Here is a 16,481-nt window from a genome sequence, read left to right as displayed (position 1 = left end):
CTTGTAGACAAACCCTCACACGCTCCTTCCTAGGATCCTAGGACTTCAAAGGTTTTTTATCAAGCTAAAAAGAAGACAAAGAGTTAAAATAAAAGGTTATTTTAGCTCTTTGTCCATCATCTGAACCCCTCTCCAAGAGAGGGGTTTACATAACAGATTGCTTAGGTTCTTCTACCAGGTCATGCCCGGCTTCTTTTTTAAAAGGAATCATGTGATAAATAATATGAAGCAAAATAGCGGTAAAGCTTCCGGCCACAATGCCGTTACTTGTTAATAATTTAATCGATTCTGGCAGATGCTCAAACATTTGCGGTACGACAGTAACTCCTAAGCCGATTCCCACGGAGCAAGCGACGATCAGCAAGTTCTCCTGCTTTGCAAAGTCCACGCGCGAGAGCATTTTAATACCGTATGCAATGACCATGCCAAACATGGCAACCATTGCACCGCCAAGAACTGATTTTGGAATAATCGTCGTAAAGGCAGCGATTTTAGGAAAAAGACCAAATAACATGAGCAATGCTCCTGTGACGACAATGACTTGGTTTTTCTTAACGCCTGTTAACTGGATCAATCCAACATTTTGCGAGTAGGCTGTATACGGAAAAGCATTAAAGATTCCGCCTAATAACACAGCAATCCCCTCTGCCCGATAGCCTTTAGCCAAATCCTTCTCTTTTAATGACCGGTTTGTTAAATCACCTAATGCGAAATAAACGCCTGTTGATTCAACTAATGACACAATCGCAACTAACGTCATGGTCATGATCGGTGCAAATTCAAAGGTCGGAATCCCAAAATAAAATGGCTCAATCATACGGAAAACCTGAGCGTTTGCCACCTCAGCTGTTTCCACTTTCCCCATAAACGCAGCAACAGCTGTCCCAAGAAGAATACCGATTAAAATGGCGATCGCCTTCATAAATCCTTTCGTGAATCGATAGAGCAGTACAATGATAAACAGTACAAGGAAAGCGAGTCCTAGATTTTCAAAAGAACCATAGTCTGCACTTCCTTCTCCTCCTGCCATATTGTTCATTGCTACAGGAATGAGGGTGATACCAATAATGGTGACGACAGAACCAGTGACAACAGGCGGGAAAAATTTCACAAGCTTTCCAAAGAAAAATGAAAGAAGAATGATAATACAACCTGAAGCGATAATACTTCCATAGATAGACGAAATTCCATACTTAGAGCCAATCGCAATCATAGGCGAAACAGCAGTAAATGTACAGCCTAATACAACAGGCAGACCGATCCCAAAGAAGCGGTTTTTCCATACTTGAAGCAATGTGGCAGCCCCGCACATGAAAATATCCGCCGAGATTAAGTAAGTCAGCTGTGCAGGCGTGAGCCCGAGCGCATCTCCAACAATGAGCGGCACAAGAACAGCACCGGCATACATCGCCAGCACATGCTGAATACCCAGTGAGAGCGTTTTGACTTTTTTAGCGGCACTCATGATTGTACCTCCCGTACAAACGTGACTTTCCCTTCCTCAAGTGATTCAATACGTGCGAGCGACTCAACGCGGTAGCCCATTTGCACAAGCGCATTTCTTCCAGGCTGGAATGATTTTTCAATGACAATGCCAAATCCGGCTACTTTCGCCTTCGCCTGCTTTGCAATCGCAGCCAGTCCTTTCGCAGCTTCACCATTCGCTAAAAAGTCATCGATGATTAACACACAATCATTTTCACTAAGATGCGTATTTGAGACAGCAATCGTGCTTTCTACTTTTTTTGTAAAAGAGTACACACTGGCTGTTAACAGGTTATCCGTTAATGTGAGTGATTGACGTTTTCTTGCAAACACAACAGGTACTTGAAGAGCAAGCCCAGCCATCACAGCAGGTGCGATGCCAGAAGATTCAATTGTGATGATTTTTGTAATGCCATCATGCTTAAATAATCTAGCGAACTCTTGTCCGATCTCATGCATTAACACAGGATCAATTTGATGATTTAAAAAAGCATCTACCTTTAACACTTGATTTGACAGAACGATTCCTTCGTTCTCAATTTTTTGACGTAACAATTCCATCATTCTTCCCCCTAGCATATTGGCAAACATTCAATTTTTGACATAAAAAAAGCATTGCTGTCCATGAGGAGCAAGCAATGCGAAAACGATCAACGGATCTTCAGCTCAAACAAGAGCTGTTTCATTTTGCTCACTCATAGTCGGACCGTATCGGTGTCCGGTAGAAACTTGCGTGCCATCATCACGCGATTATATGAGTGTTATAGTGTTCAAATTATAACAAGATTTCAGACGCTTGGAAAGCACTTTTCTAGAAAAATACCGAACTTAAATAATAGATCAGAACAAAATGTTCGTTTTTAGAATATTCAAGCATCAAAAAAGCACCCCTCTCATGAAAGGGTGCCCTTCTTTTATGATAAATACAGTTTCGTATATTTATCCGTTAAGTAGTCGATTAAATATTGAACATTTAATTCTTCGCCTGTTGCATCTTGAATGATTTCAGATGGCTTTTTCCGTTTACCATGCTGGTGAACATGTTCCGTCAGCCATTCTTTTATCGGTGCAAAAGACCCAGTTTGAATGAGCTCATCAAAATTTGGTAAATCTTTGATCATTTGCTGCTTTAATTGCGCTGCATACATATAACCAAGGGCATATGAAGGGAAATAGCCAAAGCTTCCATCAGACCAGTGAACATCCTGCAAGATACCGAGTGCATCATTAGGAGGCGTAATACCAAGATACGCTTGATATTTTTCATTCCAAAGTGCAGGCAGATCTTCAACTGCTACTTCTTCATTGAAAATCGCTTTCTCAATTTCATAGCGGATGATAATGTGAAGCGGATATGTCAGTTCATCGGCTTCAATTCGAATGTAAGTCGGCTTCGATTCATTCACTGCATGCACAAAGTCTTCTAAAGAAACATCTTTAAATTGCTCAGGTGAAGCTTCTTGCAGCTTTTGATAATACGTTTTCCAGAAATCTTCGTGTCTGCCGATAAAGTTCTCAAAGAAAAGAGACTGTGATTCATGGATACCCATCGAAGTCCCATCACATAAAAGTGTTCCGCTCAGTGCTTCATCAATGTTTTGCTCATAAATCGCATGACCACATTCATGAATCGTGCCAAAGATCGCCATTCGAAAATCATGCTCATCATAACGAGTCGTCACACGTACGTCACCTCTGCTTAACGTTACAGCAAATGGATGGACTGTTGTATCAAGGCGGCCTGCGTCAAAATCATATCCTAATTCTTTTAAGAAAAAGAGACTCAATTCCTTTTGTTTATCGATTGGGAAGCTTTTCGATAAAAATGAAGTATCCGGCTTATTAGGTGAGGCTTCGATTTTTTTCACAAGAGGAACAATAGCGTCACGAAGTGCACCAAATTTTTGATCAAGCTGTTCAACCGTCATATCTGGTTCATAGTTATTGAGCAGCACATCATAAGGCGTTTTTTTCACGCCCCAATATTGGATGAAACGCTTGTTAAAGTCAATAAGCTGTTTTAAGTATGGTGCAAAGAGTGAAAAGTCTGATTTCTCCCTTGCTTCTACCCATACATGCTCCGCTTTTGATTGCAAAATCGAGTATTCTTTAAATTCTTCTTTCGGAATTTTACTGTTTTCATCATACTCTTTTTGTGATAATTCGAGCGCCTTCTGTGTATCTTTTGACAGCTCATCTCGATGTTTGTTTAATGCAAGAAGAAGATCTCTCATTTCATCAGAAGTCTTCATATTAAAAATATCACTTGATAATTGACCGATCGTTTCAGCTCTAAAATCCGCACTTTTTTTAGGTGCTTGTGTTCTAGAGTCCCAATAAAGTAAATGGAGCGCCTCTGTATAATGGGCGATTTTCCCTAGTAATTGATAAAACGCTTTCTCAGTTGCTTCAAGACTCATGCGTTTGTTCCCCCAATCAATAAAATATGTATGTACGTTTCAAGGCTACTTCAATGAATGTTCTTTTGTCAATGAAAAAGGAGGATACACCGTGGTATCCTCCTCATTTGCAAGTTTTCACCTATTTAAGATGTGATGATGGGCTTCACTGGCAGGACGGATTCAATTTTACTTTGAAGCTTAGTATCTTCCTTACGATCAAAGTAAATATGAATGCTTCCTGCGTCTTGGCTTGTCCGGATCAGTCTTCCGATCCCTTGGCGTAAGCGAAGCAGCATATACGGAAGGTCAACTTCAGCATGTGCATCCTTTGCTTCATTCCGTTTCGCTTCAAATACTGGATCATGCGGCGGATAAGGAAGTCCCCAGATGATCACATTCGTTAATGATTCACCTGGAATATCAAGCCCTTCCCACAAATGAACTGAGCATAACACGGATGTCTCATCAGCTTGGAACTTTTGAACAATCGTGCTGATTTCCTCGTCTCCCTCAAAATATACGTCAAACGGCAGTGATTCATTTGCTGCTTCAAGTTGTTTTCTAAAGAAATGAAGTTCATCAAATGAAGGGAAGAGAATCAGAGATCGTCCTCCATTTTCTTTCAGCTGAGTCATCACTTGCTGTGCTTTTGCCTCTTGCTCAGCGAGCTGCTGAATTCCATGGAAATAAATCTTCATTTGTTCATCGTAATCATACGGCGAAGCGACACTCATTGATAAGTAATCTTTAATCCCAAGACTTTCAGCTAAATAATCAAAGGATTGATTCTCAGACAATGTAGCGGAAGAGAAAATATATGGTCTTTTTTGCGAGAATACTTTTTCGCCAAGTACCTCTGCGACCGTCTTCGGCATCACAACAAATGTTGTATCTAATTCCTGTTTTTCCAGCCAGCTAATGGCATTTTTTTGATAAAGCGATAAAGAATACGCCATTTGTTCAATGTATTCTTCCACAACAGATAATTCGTATTGATCGATCGTATACATCTCAGATTCAAACACGAGCGCTTCTCCGATTTTTTCAAGCAAGTCACACAATTCACTTGCAGAACGCTTCACCTCATCGACACGCCCAATTTCAAGCCGGTGCGAGCCTTTGACTTCTTTTGCATGCGTTTTTAAGAGATAAAAGAACTCATCGTTTGTTGCAAGTGCATCTTCAACAAGCTCTGCAAATTCTTCGCGTATGTCGTTTTGCAAAAGACGTTCCAAAAATGTTTCGAGCGTTGATTGCTTCACTCGGTACGTTAACGCTTTTTGTGCGGCAAACTCGAGAAGGTGTCCCTCATCAAATACGACGGAGCTATGCTCAGGAAGCAGCGGAAGCTGACCCTCACGTTTCCGGGATTCCTTCGTCCACACATGCTCCATGTAAAAATCATGTGAACAGATGATGAGATCTGTCGCTTTCCGGTAATGATCTCTTGATAAATTCAGACCGCAGCGATGACGCATATCGCACGTCAGGCAGTCCTGAAACGAGTCATAGCCAATTCGTGACCATTCATCATTTGATAACTCTGGATACTCTTTTCGATCGCCATACGGATAAAAGGTTTGCATGCCATGTGATTCATGAACAAATGAAGGCAGTGATTCATAAATATCGAGCCACTTTTCATCATCTTCACGCTGCATCGTTTTCTCCAGCTTTTTTAAGCATAAATATTGATCATGCGATTTACTTAATCTCGCATCTATTTGAATATCAAGGTGATTGGCAATTTTATAGATATCACCTTCTTGTTTAACGAGCTGTTCAATTAACGTTTCATCTGCACATGCAATAATCGCAGGCTTCCCTGTATACCTTGCATATGTGACGGCAAATAATAGATAGACGATGGTTTTGCCTGTGCCTACCCCAGCTTCGGCAAACATCACACTTTTTTCTTTAAAGGCTCTTTCTAGTTGAAAAGCCATAAATATTTGTTCATCTCGAAGATCAAAGCCCTTTTCTGGCAAAATGTCATAAAACACATCACCAATCCAGTTGCCCAGTTCTTCGTAAAAATTGTGTTCTTTTGATAATGAAAAAGGCAAACGAGATGCTGTCACCTGCTTCAACCCCCAACTTTTGAATCATTCAGACATTCAATAGTACCATTTACGCTGGGGAAAAACAATCTTTTTTTATGAGCGCAGGCGATGTTGATAGCTTTCCTTCATTAAAAATGCATGCTCAGAACGTTCTATGTATGCCTGAGCCAGCGCTAAATCTTCGATGGCTGCCGTAAGCTGAGCAGATTGTCCACCTTCATGCCCTTCAATTTCTTGAGCAGTCGAAGCGAGTGCTTTTTGGATTAACTGAATTTGATCATAATGAATCATGAAGACACCTCTTTTTTTAAAATCAAGTTCAGTTTATTCCGTCTCGCCGAGAGTTATACCTTTTCAGCATAAAAAAGCCGCACCTTCTTTCGGTGCGGCCATTTCTTACGATTCGGTTGGTTGCTTTCTAGGCGGGCGTTTTCCCCAATATTGATAATAGTCTGTTTTAATAAATCCGTTAAACAGTTTTCTCTTTTTCGTCGCTTTTCTTCCGAAGCACTCTTCGAATTTTTCGTGTGACGTTAAGATGTAAATGGACCATGTATCTAGGTTCTTAAACGCTTCACCCATTCCTTGATACATTTTTTCAACTGCTGGTTTATCACTCAGTCGTTCACCGTAAGGAGGATTTCCGACAATCACACCGTACTCTTCTCTTGTTTGAAAGTCTTTTACTTGCATTTGTTTAAACTCAATCAGTTCACTCAGTCCTGCTTCTTCTGCATTCATTTTTGCAATGTCTACCATACGATGGTCGATGTCACTTGCAATAATGCGGAGCGGCTGATCATAGTTTGCTTTTTCTTCTACTTCCACACGCGCTTTGTTCCATATGTCTTCACCGATCCATTCCCATGATTCAGACGCAAAATCCCGGTTAAATCCTGGGGCAATGTTTTGTCCTATCATCGCTGCTTCAATGGCGATTGTTCCTGATCCGCAGAAAGGGTCCACAAACGGACGGTCAGGTGTCCAGTTCGTTAATAAGACGAGCGCAGCAGCAAGCGTTTCTTTAATGGGTGCTCCGCCTTGATCCATGCGGTATCCGCGTTTATGAAGACCTACACCAGATGTATCAAGCGTAAGAACCGCTTTATCTTTTAAAAGAGCGATCTCGATTTTATATTCAGGTCCCGTCTCTTCAAGCCATTCAGACTGAATGTTGTAGGAGGATTTAAGCTTTTGCGCAATGGCTTTTTTGACGATGCGCTGGCAGTCCGGCACACTGGCAAGCTGAGATTTAACAGATTTCCCGATGACAGGAAACGTACTGTTTTTTGGTAAAAAAGCGGCCCAGTCAATCGCTTTCGTCCGTTCAAAAAGCTCATCAAATGTTTTAGCCGAAAATTCAGCAACTTGTACCTTGATCCGGTCTGCTGTACGCAGCCAAAGGTTTGCACGGCAAATCGCAAGAGCATCCCCCTTGAAAATCACTTTTCCGTTGTCGACTGTGCACTCATAGCCAAGGTCTCTTACTTCTTTTGCAACAATTGCTTCAATTCCCATTGGAGCTGTTGCGATGAGTGTATAGGTTTTCATTGATTTATCACCTGTTTTCTCGTCCTTTTATGTATTCAAGATAAAAGCTCTCCATATGTTGAAATAGGAGAGCTTTGTTTCATCATGTTTATTATAACGGATTTAACGTTCTGTAAGCCATGTTTTGTTCCATCGTACTGCAAACGGCAAATGCCTCGTACTCAGGTGGTAATCATCTATCTACAGAATTCTCTGTCCTTCTCTCCGTTTGGTTCCTTTGAGAAAGTTCCCCTACCAAGTTTGGGTTTCTCGCTCGAGGGGTTTACCGCGTTCCACTCTCACCATTTCTAGTGAGACTTCGTCACTGTGGCACTTTCAAGGATACTTTGCCATATCCTAAAAAGGACGTAGGCATTTTTCCTGCCGTCAGCCTTTCCCAGGCTGCCCTGGCTTATTTTTTCGCCAGGCACGAACACTACGGGCATCTCAGCACCGTGCGAGCATGGACTTTCCTCTGCAATGCCCTAAATAGCATTACAGCGATTACCCGAACGTTAATCAATAAGCGTTATTATAAACGACAATGACATCTGACACAAGCTTTTTCAGCAACACTCAATCATAAAGTTTGCTGCCAAATACGTGTTTCTCAAGGTTCGATAGTCTTTTTAAAATATCAAAGTTTGTTGTATTAGACTGTGCAGGCTGTCTTTTCCCTTGTTCAACAGCTTCTTCAAGCTGTTTTGACAAGTGGAGGTTTTCTTGTTGAAGTTTTTCGATTTCTTGGTTGAATGTCTCATAGTCTTTAATGACCATATCTAAAAATTTATCGACTTCTTCTTGTTTGTACCCTCTGACACCTGTTTTAAATTCTTTTTCTAAAATTTCTTTCGCAGAAAGCTTTACTTTATCAGCAAGCATCTTTTTCACCTCATATCGTGAATTCATAGTATATTTTTTCAGAAATACGTGACGTTGTCAAATTTTCTCTTGCTTTTAATCAAAAAACGGATCTTCCGCCTCAACCTGCGCTCTTAGATCATCCATCGTGATGTACATAATCGGGTAATCGGTATAGGCTTCCGCCTCCCTGATCATATACTTCGGCGATCCCTCATGCTCGGGATCATATAAGACGAGAAGACCATCTGTTTTTTCGATAAAAAAGCGGTTCTTTTGTTTAAATTGTGCCGGACTTTCGTACGGTCTATGCGTGACACTTTCTACAAAATCGGCCTGTGCAAGAATTCCTTCATACAACTCTTTGTTTTGTTCATTCCAGCGCTCTTCCTGTTCATAAAATGGCGTAATGACTGCAAGTTTTAACGCTGGATATTCCTCCTGAAGCTCAAACACCACTTCGGCTGTCCAAATTTCTGCCCCAAGCTGGCCTGAGATGAGAACCCATTCCAGACCTTCTTCGATAAGGGCTGTCAGCCTTTTTTGAAGCTCCGCTTTTATGTATTGAAGTGCAGGCTCGTCTTGTTTGAATATCCCAAGCTCAAAGGGCTTGTACCCTGTGACAGCAATAATTTTCATTTTTTCACCTGCTTTTAAAAAATGGGACTTATAAAAGTCCCATTCACTTTATCTGTTACAGCAAGGTCCACCGCAGTTAAAGTGTTGATGTGTTGTCGGGTCCACCTGAGAAAACGTATGCGGGAAGTAGTGAACATGTTTGAAATTATGGTGGTGAACATTTGTCACATGCTGCGGGTGGATATGCGGCACAATTGTTGTTGACTCGCTGTGTGTACAGCAATGATTCGTCGGATGAACAATTGGCTGTGTAACATTCGGATGGCAATGATGATGATGGTACATGTAGCATTCCCCTCTCCTTTATTTTCTTACATTAACAATGTATGAATTAAGAGGTGTACATGTACTAATGCATTAACCTATTTTAAAAGTTGGCAAGAAAAATATCTTTATAGTTTGAAAACACAAAAGCGACCAAAATGACCACAAGAAAAAACAAGTAGAAAAGACCCTTATACATGCTATACGCTCCTCATTCAATATCTAACGTTATTTTACAGGATTCGCGGACTTTCTACAATAAAAGTGCTAAACAATTTTTATTTTCGGCCGAGAGCCGAACGTTGTCATTTTTTGCGCTTTCCCGGGTAATAATATTTCATTGCCCAGCTTTTCTCAATAGCCGTTTTTTTCGCTTCTCAAGCTCTTTTGTGTCTCGCTCGCTTAACGATGAGAAAGATAATAAAGATTCCGTGATGGAAAGAGCTGACCTTGCATCTTTTTGGCGATGCTCTTTACACTTCGCAAGCTCTATACCCGCTTTTAATGCTAAATGGACATCACTTGATTCAAATAATGTTTCCCAAATTCGAACTGCTTCATCCCACTCGTTTAGACGTTTATATTGTAAGGAGAGATCAAAAGCCGCCTGATTGGCATGTTCAAAATCAGCACCTGTTAATTCCCGCAAATGCTTCGTAGCTTCCTGTACATCACGATGCGCAAGATGCCACCTAGCCAGCGCGTATTTCTCATCATGCTCCTTTACCGCATCCATAGATAGAATTTTTTTGGATAGATGAATGTAGAGGCTGATTAACGAAAGGACGTCTAATTCATTATGAGTCAAAATCCCTTCAATGAGCTTCGGATTTTGTTCCTTTAAAAAGTGAAAATAGATCATCGGTGCCAAAAAACCCGGTGTGTCTCCTTCCCGGTGAACGTGCAGCTCTTCTTTTTCAACTACAGACAGCGCCATTCGTTCATATTTATGCTTCCACAACCGTCTTGACCCATGCAGAAGATCAAAGTGGCCAAACTCTGGAAGCGCAGGGATTTGATCTCGCAGCAAAGTATGTCTCGTTTTCACTTGCGGCCAATCGAATGATTTTCCATTATATGTAACGAGTGATTCTACGTTCACTTCATCGAGAAAGCTTTTATAAAGAGCTGCTTCATTTCCCGGATTTGTGAGCAGGTGCTGTTTCACCACTACTTTGTCAGCAAAGACCCGCGCATGTCCTAGCAAGAAGATCATATTTCCCGTTCCGCCAGATAATCCAGTTGTTTCTGTATCAAAGAAAAACAGTTCATGCGGCTTGTAACCTTTAGCCGATAGAGAATGCTGGATGCTGCTTTTGTTCCATGCCTCGATGATCTTTGGCAGTTCCGCAAACGAGTAGAGTCCATGCTTATCATCTAATGAATAGGTGACTTCTCGAATGAGACAAAAAGAATCCTCAAAGTGATAAGGAGCTGCTCCCAATTGCTCCCATTCCTTTAAAAATGGAATGTTATCGGCCGTCACAGGCTGAGGTTGCCCTTCCACTGCTTTTTGCCGTTTTTCGTTTGGCTGGTTGTGCGACAGGTGCTTCTTCATTCGATTTAATTTCCCTTTTAAAGACATGAGTAGGTATCTTCCTCCTTCCCCTTAAAATACAGACATCAATTCAACAATGCTGCTTTTTCCGCTCACCTCTTTCATTTCCATGCCAATGCAGGATGGACAGCCGTTCTCACAGCGGCACCGCTCTATCAGCTGAATGGCTGCACCTGCTATTTCATCGAAACGAGCTTGGACTTCTTTGCTTAAACCGATTCCGCCAGGGTAGTGGTCATATAAAAAGACTGTCGGTTTACCGGTATGTGCCGCTTTAATTTGTGAAACAACATGAATATCTGAGCGGTCACACATCACAAAAGCAGGTACAATGTGCTGAAGAACATTTGCGATGCCAAGCAGCAGCTGTTCAAGTGTCTTCTCTTCAAATCTCCGCTCTGCCTCGTGTAATTCAAACCAAGCCGCACTCGTATGAATTTCTTCTTCCGGTAAGTGAATCGGTCCAGACCCGATATTTTCACCAGTACTGAGCCGGATTTTTTTGAAAATTGTTGGCATTGCGTTGACAGTCACATCACCGTAGTGAACAGATACTGCTTCTTTCTCTGTTGTCTGATCGATTTCCAGTACCTTGAGCTGAACAGCTAAATTCGCATCTGTATAGTATTCTACATCTACTTGTTTCACATAAGCCTTCAAATGCTCGTAATCTAGCTTTTCTACTTGATACTGAACCCCTTCATGTAAATAAATCGCCTCATCATGAAGCAGTGTCATTGCACTGAATCGATCCATCTCTCCAATAATCCGAACATTCGCTACGTCGGATTGATCCACAATTACCACATTTTCTTGGCTTGCAGACCGCAGGCTGATGCCATGCGCTGGGAACGATTGATCTGACCAATAATACCGGTTCCCGCTAAAATGAAGAACCCCTTCCTCATGTAAGTATTGCAAAATGTCCTCTACTTCCATGCCGCCAAACTGTTCATCCGTCCGAAATGGCAGCTCGTAGGAAGCACATTTTAGATGATCCACTAAAATAATGAGATTTTCAGGATTGATTCTGGCTGCTTCAGGCGGTCTATTAAAGAAATATTCAGGGTGTCGGACAATATATTGATCAAGGGGTGAGGAACTTGCCACCATGATAATGAGCGCCTCCTCATGACGCCTTCCAGCACGTCCTGCCTGCTGCCATGTACTCGCTACACTGCCAGGATACCCCGTCATAATGCATACCTTTAGCTGACCTATATCTACCCCTAATTCTAGTGCGTTCGTGCTCACGACACCTAGAATGTCTCCTTCTCTTAACCCCTTTTCAATCACGCGCCGCTCTTTTGGCAAATAGCCTCCGCGATACCCGCGAATCGATTTTGGACCAATTTCTTTTTTCACAAGCTCTTGAATATGACTTAAAATCACTTCTACTCGTACTCTGCTTCTAGCAAAAACGATCGTTTGAATTTTTTCTTTTAAAAATGTTTTAGCCAATTGGTTGACGACAGTGGCAGCGCTTTGTCTAATATTTAATGGTTTATTCACCACCGGCGGGTTATAAAACACAAAATTCTTTTTACCGCTAGGCGCTCCGTTTCGTTCAATAAGATGCACTTTGCTCCCTGTGAGCTGCTGCGCCAGCTCTTTTGGATTTGCAATCGTTGCGGAAGTACAAATGAAAATCGGATCACTTCCATAAAATGCACAAATACGTTTTAACCTGCGAATCACATTAGCCACATGACTGCCAAAAACGCCTCGATATGTATGAAGCTCATCAATGACAATATACTTCAAATTCTCAAATAAACTGACCCATTTCGTATGATGAGGCAAAATAGCTGAATGCAGCATATCTGGGTTTGTGATGACAATATGTCCTGCTTGTCTGACTCGCTGCCGAATGGCCGGGGAGGTGTCCCCGTCATATGTTTCACTATGAATCGGAACATCCATCTCGTGGATGATCTCGTTAAGTTCACTCTTTTGATCCTGTGCGAGCGCTTTTGTTGGAAATAAATAAAGAGAGCGGTTTGTCTGGTCTTCTGCAATCGACTGAAGAACAGGCAGATTGTAGCAAAGCGTTTTACCTGAAGCTGTTGGTGTAACCGTTACTACATGCTCACCATTCATTACTCGTTCAAAGGCTTCTTTTTGATGAATATACAGCTCTTTCACGCCTCGTTTTTCAAGCGCCTTTTTTAGCCTGTCGTCCACTCTTTCAGGAACAGGTGAGGTCTGTGCAGGCTTTGCTTCAATTTCATGCCAATGTTCTACCTGTTCGTCTTTCTTTAATTCTTCTATCAGTTCGTTCATTGTTTTTTTCATATTGCGTCCACCTCTCATTCTAGTGTACCGAATATTTGTTTGCATGACTAGGCGGCAATTTTTTGATGCGGACTTATGAGCAAATACTTTGAACTGTTGTAACAGTATCTATTACACTTCTAAAGTGAAATGATTTTATCAAGGAAGAAGATGATCAGATTGAAAAACGAATTTAAGCCTTTATTTGAACCATTTACGTTTCCAGGAGGCGCCTCTATTGATGGACGGTTAGTGGTTGCTCCAATGACACACTTCGGTTCTCATGACGACGGCACCATTTCAAAAGACGAAATTGACTTCATTACAGCTAGATCAAGTGAAATGGGCATGGTGATTACAGCATGTGCGAATGTGACTCCAGATGGGAAGGCATTTGAAGGACAGCCTTCTATCGCAAGAGATGAAGATATCCCTGGCCTGAAAAAACTGGCTTCAGCTATCCAGGCAAAAGGAACAAAAGCCATCATTCAAATTCATCACGGCGGCTCTCAGGCTCTCCCTCATTTAGTTCCAAACGGTGATGTGGTTGCGCCAAGTGATGTGTTTAAAGATGGAAAACAAATTGCACGCGCTTTAAAAGAAGAGGAAATTACGCATATTATCGACTCCTTTAAAGAAGCGGCAAGACGAGCGGTTCAAGCAGGGTTTGACGGCGTGGAAATTCACGGGGCAAACGGTTATTTATTACAGCAATTTTACTCACCGCATAGCAATCAGCGTACAGATCAATGGGGAGGAAACGAAGAAAAACGTCTAGCTTTCCCTATTGCTGTTGTAGATGCAGTTAAAGAGGCCATCAAAGAGCATGCGGCTAAACCGTTTATCTTTGGATACCGGTTATCTCCTGAAGAACCAGAAACTCCTGGTTTAACAATGACAGAGACGTTTACATTAGTGGATGTTCTCAAAACAAAAAGCCTCGATTATTTGCATATCTCTTTAATGGAGATTGGCTCTAAAGCAAGACGAGGCGCAGATTCTAATAAGACACGTATGGAACTGCTAAAAGAACGCTGCGGCGATGCTCTTCCGCTTATTGGAGTAGGCAGCGTCATTACAGCTGAAGATGCACTCCATGCTTACAATCAAGGAATTCCTCTCATCGCTGTCGCACGAGAGCTGATCGTCGACCCAGATTGGGCAAAGAAAATTAAAGAAGGCAGAGAACAAGAGATTGAAACCGTCATTAAACGCAGCCAAAAAGACAAGTATCTCATTCCAGAAGGATTGTGGTCTGTCATGGAAGCGAGTCAAGGCTGGGTTCCAATGGAGGATTAATGTCCTCACCTCAATAAAAAACTACCCTATCAATGGGTAGTTTTTTTTCATGAACTATTTCATTTTCACTGTAAAGAGCTTGGACGTCTGCTTTTCTACAGAGCCTTTTGGTTCTTTATCAAGTCGTTCGATAAGGTCACCGTTCATAATCACAATCGGTGTCACTGTACTTGACGCTTTCTCTTCAATCAGTTCTAAATCACACGTAATAAGAGGATCCCCGATTTTCACCTTATCCCCTTCTTTCATGTGCGCTTCAAATCCTTCACCATTTAACCCAACTGTTTCAAGTCCGATATGAATCAGAAGCTCAAGCCCCGAGAGTGTTCGAATGCCAATTGCATGTTTTGTATGGAAGAGCTGAATGATTTCACCCTCTACTGGTGACACAATCGTCCCACTTTTTGGTTTTACTGCTACGCCGTCTCCCATCATCTTTTGAGAAAAGACGGGATCTGGTACATCAGTCATATCCATTAACTCTCCATCAACTGGAGAATAAATGACTTCTTCCTTTACATCATCTTGGTTTTTTCCGAAACCGAATAATTTTTTCAGCAATGTCAATTTGCTCCCTTCAAGCTTTGCTTCCTAAATCTATTTCGTGTATGAAACTTTACGCCATACACCTTGCTTCATTCAACACTATTTAATCATAATTTTTTCCTCTCATCAATTGATAACCGCCTGAGCCCCCTCTGCATAGGCTGTAGATGAGAGGTGATTCAGATGAAACATGAAGGCGAAAAAAAACATGAAATGCTGGCAAATGAAGATATGCTATATGAAGCGATTGAACAATTTTTTGCATCCTCCCCGTTTCACGAGATATTAAATAGTGCAGAGGCACTCATGACCACATCGCATTCACTTGCATCCATTACGACCGATGTGACAGAGGATGAACAGAATGTGTATATCGAGATTCAATTTCCAGACCATTTTGTCGAAGGAGACATTGCGCTAGAAGTAAAAGCCCAATATTTACACTTATCAGTACAGGAAAAAATCAAAACGAATACGACTACCTCGTATTCAAGTTTTACTAAAACGATTTTAATGCCGGCAAAAATAGATGAGACAAAAATGAAGAGTGTGTGGAAAGATCAATCGCTTCATGTGTCTGCGCCAAAGCAAACAACCCAATAGTTCAATCTATTGGGTTTAGCTATGCTTTAAAAATGCTTGTAAATCCTTTCGCCAATGAGCCTACTTGATTCATTGTACTCATCATTTGGCCAGCTGTATCAAACATTTTGTTAAAATCGTATTGCCCATTCGTCTTTTTGAATTGTGACAGCACACTTTTAAATTGAGATGGCTGCTGTTTTTGCGGCCTTGGCAATGGATAAGGGTTCATAGGCGGCTGCATTTGGGGTGGATTCATCGCTTCAGGCGGCTGCATAAGCGGCACGTTTTCTTGGTATCCATAAGGCGGCTGATAAACAGGAGATGGTGTCTGATTCATTCCCCCTCCACCTTGATAAGGCGGCATGAAATAGTCTGGAGGCTGCGGAGGCTGCTGCTGCATCTCTGGATACGGAAAAGGCCTTTGCTTGAATTGATTGAATTCATAAGGCTGCTGGTTTGAATAAGGGAACATCTATCTCGCTCCTCTCGCTCTCAACACATATTGATGTCACTCATATATTATGACCAAGAGCAGAAGATGTGCCTAAAGAAGCCATAAGAAAAACGCAGCATCATGTCTTTAGCTGCGCTTTTTGATTTCTTCTATTAAAAGGTTCAGAGTGTAAACCACTGACTCAACTAAATTTTTCACACGGGGTGCGTGCTGTTTACCAAAATAAGATTGCAGGACAACCTCTTTACCATTTTCTTTTACGGCTTCAAGCTGTTCTTGGTGTAAATATCTAGGTTTGGCCTGCTCAATAAACGAGATCGCAGCGGTGAGCCACTCCTCCATTTTCTGATCAAATGTAACAACGGCCGGCTGAATATCCGTATAAAAATCATACGATGGGTACTCCTCTTCAGCCTTTCCCTTTTGGTACTGCTCATACGCTTCTTCGATCCATATTCTCAAGTTTTGTGTATGTTCAAGTAATGTTTGATTATCCAAAGTGTTCACCTCTATGAACCATC

At 41.6% G+C, this 16,481-nt stretch carries 16 protein-coding genes, 1 other RNA gene and 1 riboswitch; of the genes, 2 read left to right on the top strand and 15 right to left on the bottom strand.

The annotated features are described in order from the left end of the window. Window positions 1-145: 145 nt before the first annotated feature. The 12 genes from pbuX to M1D84_RS08785 form a co-directional block, all read right to left on the bottom strand. Window positions 146-1,465: a xanthine permease PbuX gene (gene pbuX / locus M1D84_RS08840; protein ID WP_458106444.1), complete on the bottom strand. Its 1,320-nt coding sequence runs from the start codon at window positions 1,463-1,465 to the stop codon at window positions 146-148. Next, complete coding sequence (gene xpt, locus M1D84_RS08835) at window positions 1,462-2,046, bottom strand: xanthine phosphoribosyltransferase (RefSeq protein ID WP_024422759.1); 585 nt, start codon at window positions 2,044-2,046, stop codon at window positions 1,462-1,464. Before xpt ends, pbuX begins: the two co-directional genes overlap by 4 nt. Window positions 2,047-2,163: 117 nt before the next feature. Beyond that, window positions 2,164-2,263: riboswitch (purine riboswitch) on the bottom strand. Window positions 2,264-2,399: 136 nt separating this feature from the next. Beyond that, complete coding sequence (locus M1D84_RS08830) at window positions 2,400-3,905, bottom strand: carboxypeptidase M32 (RefSeq protein ID WP_025093083.1); 1,506 nt, start codon at window positions 3,903-3,905, stop codon at window positions 2,400-2,402. A gap of 125 nt (window positions 3,906-4,030) precedes the next feature. Further along, on the bottom strand, window positions 4,031-5,968 hold the full coding sequence (locus M1D84_RS08825) for an ATP-dependent DNA helicase (protein WP_034623491.1): 1,938 nt from the start codon (window positions 5,966-5,968) through the stop codon (window positions 4,031-4,033). Between the two features lie 75 nt (window positions 5,969-6,043). Further along, entirely contained in the window at window positions 6,044-6,241 is a 198-nt protein-coding gene (locus M1D84_RS08820; RefSeq protein WP_024422762.1) for a hypothetical protein, read from the bottom strand. A 105-nt stretch (window positions 6,242-6,346) separates the two neighbouring features. Next, window positions 6,347-7,501: a THUMP domain-containing class I SAM-dependent RNA methyltransferase gene (locus M1D84_RS08815; protein ID WP_024422763.1), complete on the bottom strand. Its 1,155-nt coding sequence runs from the start codon at window positions 7,499-7,501 to the stop codon at window positions 6,347-6,349. A gap of 108 nt (window positions 7,502-7,609) precedes the next feature. After that, window positions 7,610-7,996: RNase P RNA component class B (gene rnpB, locus M1D84_RS08810), an RNA gene on the bottom strand. 60 nt (window positions 7,997-8,056) lie between these two features. Beyond that, a complete protein-coding gene (gene gpsB / locus M1D84_RS08805; RefSeq protein ID WP_012010336.1) occupies window positions 8,057-8,362 on the bottom strand; it encodes a cell division regulator GpsB in 306 nt (101 codons plus the stop codon). 75 nt (window positions 8,363-8,437) lie between these two features. Beyond that, complete coding sequence (locus M1D84_RS08800) at window positions 8,438-8,980, bottom strand: DUF1273 domain-containing protein (protein ID WP_029706022.1); 543 nt, start codon at window positions 8,978-8,980, stop codon at window positions 8,438-8,440. A gap of 48 nt (window positions 8,981-9,028) precedes the next feature. After that, window positions 9,029-9,265 carry a CotD family spore coat protein gene (locus M1D84_RS08795; protein ID WP_080652975.1) on the bottom strand — a complete coding sequence of 79 codons (237 nt, stop codon included), beginning with the start codon at window positions 9,263-9,265 and terminating at the stop codon, window positions 9,029-9,031. A gap of 316 nt (window positions 9,266-9,581) precedes the next feature. After that, the gene (locus tag M1D84_RS08790) at window positions 9,582-10,829 is read right to left on the bottom strand and encodes a ribonuclease H-like domain-containing protein (protein ID WP_024422764.1); all 1,248 of its coding nucleotides are present in this window, start codon (window positions 10,827-10,829) and stop codon (window positions 9,582-9,584) included. 24 nt (window positions 10,830-10,853) lie between these two features. After that, a complete protein-coding gene (locus M1D84_RS08785) occupies window positions 10,854-13,097 on the bottom strand; it encodes a DEAD/DEAH box helicase (protein ID WP_458106443.1) in 2,244 nt (747 codons plus the stop codon). 159 nt (window positions 13,098-13,256) lie between these two features. Between M1D84_RS08785 and M1D84_RS08780 the strand changes: the two genes are divergently transcribed. Next, window positions 13,257-14,375 carry an NADH-dependent flavin oxidoreductase gene (locus M1D84_RS08780; protein WP_024428115.1) on the top strand — a complete coding sequence of 373 codons (1,119 nt, stop codon included), beginning with the start codon at window positions 13,257-13,259 and terminating at the stop codon, window positions 14,373-14,375. 54 nt (window positions 14,376-14,429) lie between these two features. On the opposite strand, the gene M1D84_RS08775 is transcribed toward M1D84_RS08780, so the two are convergent. Then, window positions 14,430-14,936, bottom strand: a complete 507-nt coding sequence (locus tag M1D84_RS08775; protein ID WP_024422767.1) for a PTS sugar transporter subunit IIA — start codon at window positions 14,934-14,936, stop codon at window positions 14,430-14,432. A 168-nt stretch (window positions 14,937-15,104) separates the two neighbouring features. On the opposite strand from M1D84_RS08775, the gene M1D84_RS08770 reads away from it, so the two are divergent. Beyond that, a complete protein-coding gene (locus M1D84_RS08770) occupies window positions 15,105-15,524 on the top strand; it encodes an Hsp20/alpha crystallin family protein (protein WP_024422768.1) in 420 nt (139 codons plus the stop codon). Window positions 15,525-15,543: 19 nt separating this feature from the next. On the opposite strand, the gene M1D84_RS08765 is transcribed toward M1D84_RS08770, so the two are convergent. Together M1D84_RS08765 and M1D84_RS08760 are read right to left on the bottom strand one after the other, a co-directional pair. Then, entirely contained in the window at window positions 15,544-15,978 is a 435-nt protein-coding gene (locus M1D84_RS08765) for a YppG family protein (RefSeq protein ID WP_458106442.1), read from the bottom strand. 108 nt (window positions 15,979-16,086) lie between these two features. Continuing rightward, window positions 16,087-16,467 (bottom strand): YppE family protein, encoded by a 381-nt coding sequence (locus M1D84_RS08760; protein WP_224426683.1) that lies wholly within the window; start codon window positions 16,465-16,467, stop codon window positions 16,087-16,089. Between the last annotated feature and the right edge of the window lie 14 nt (window positions 16,468-16,481).

The organism is Bacillus sp. PK5-006 (assembly GCF_054161415.1).
This window is presented reverse-complemented; position numbering and strand designations above follow the sequence as displayed.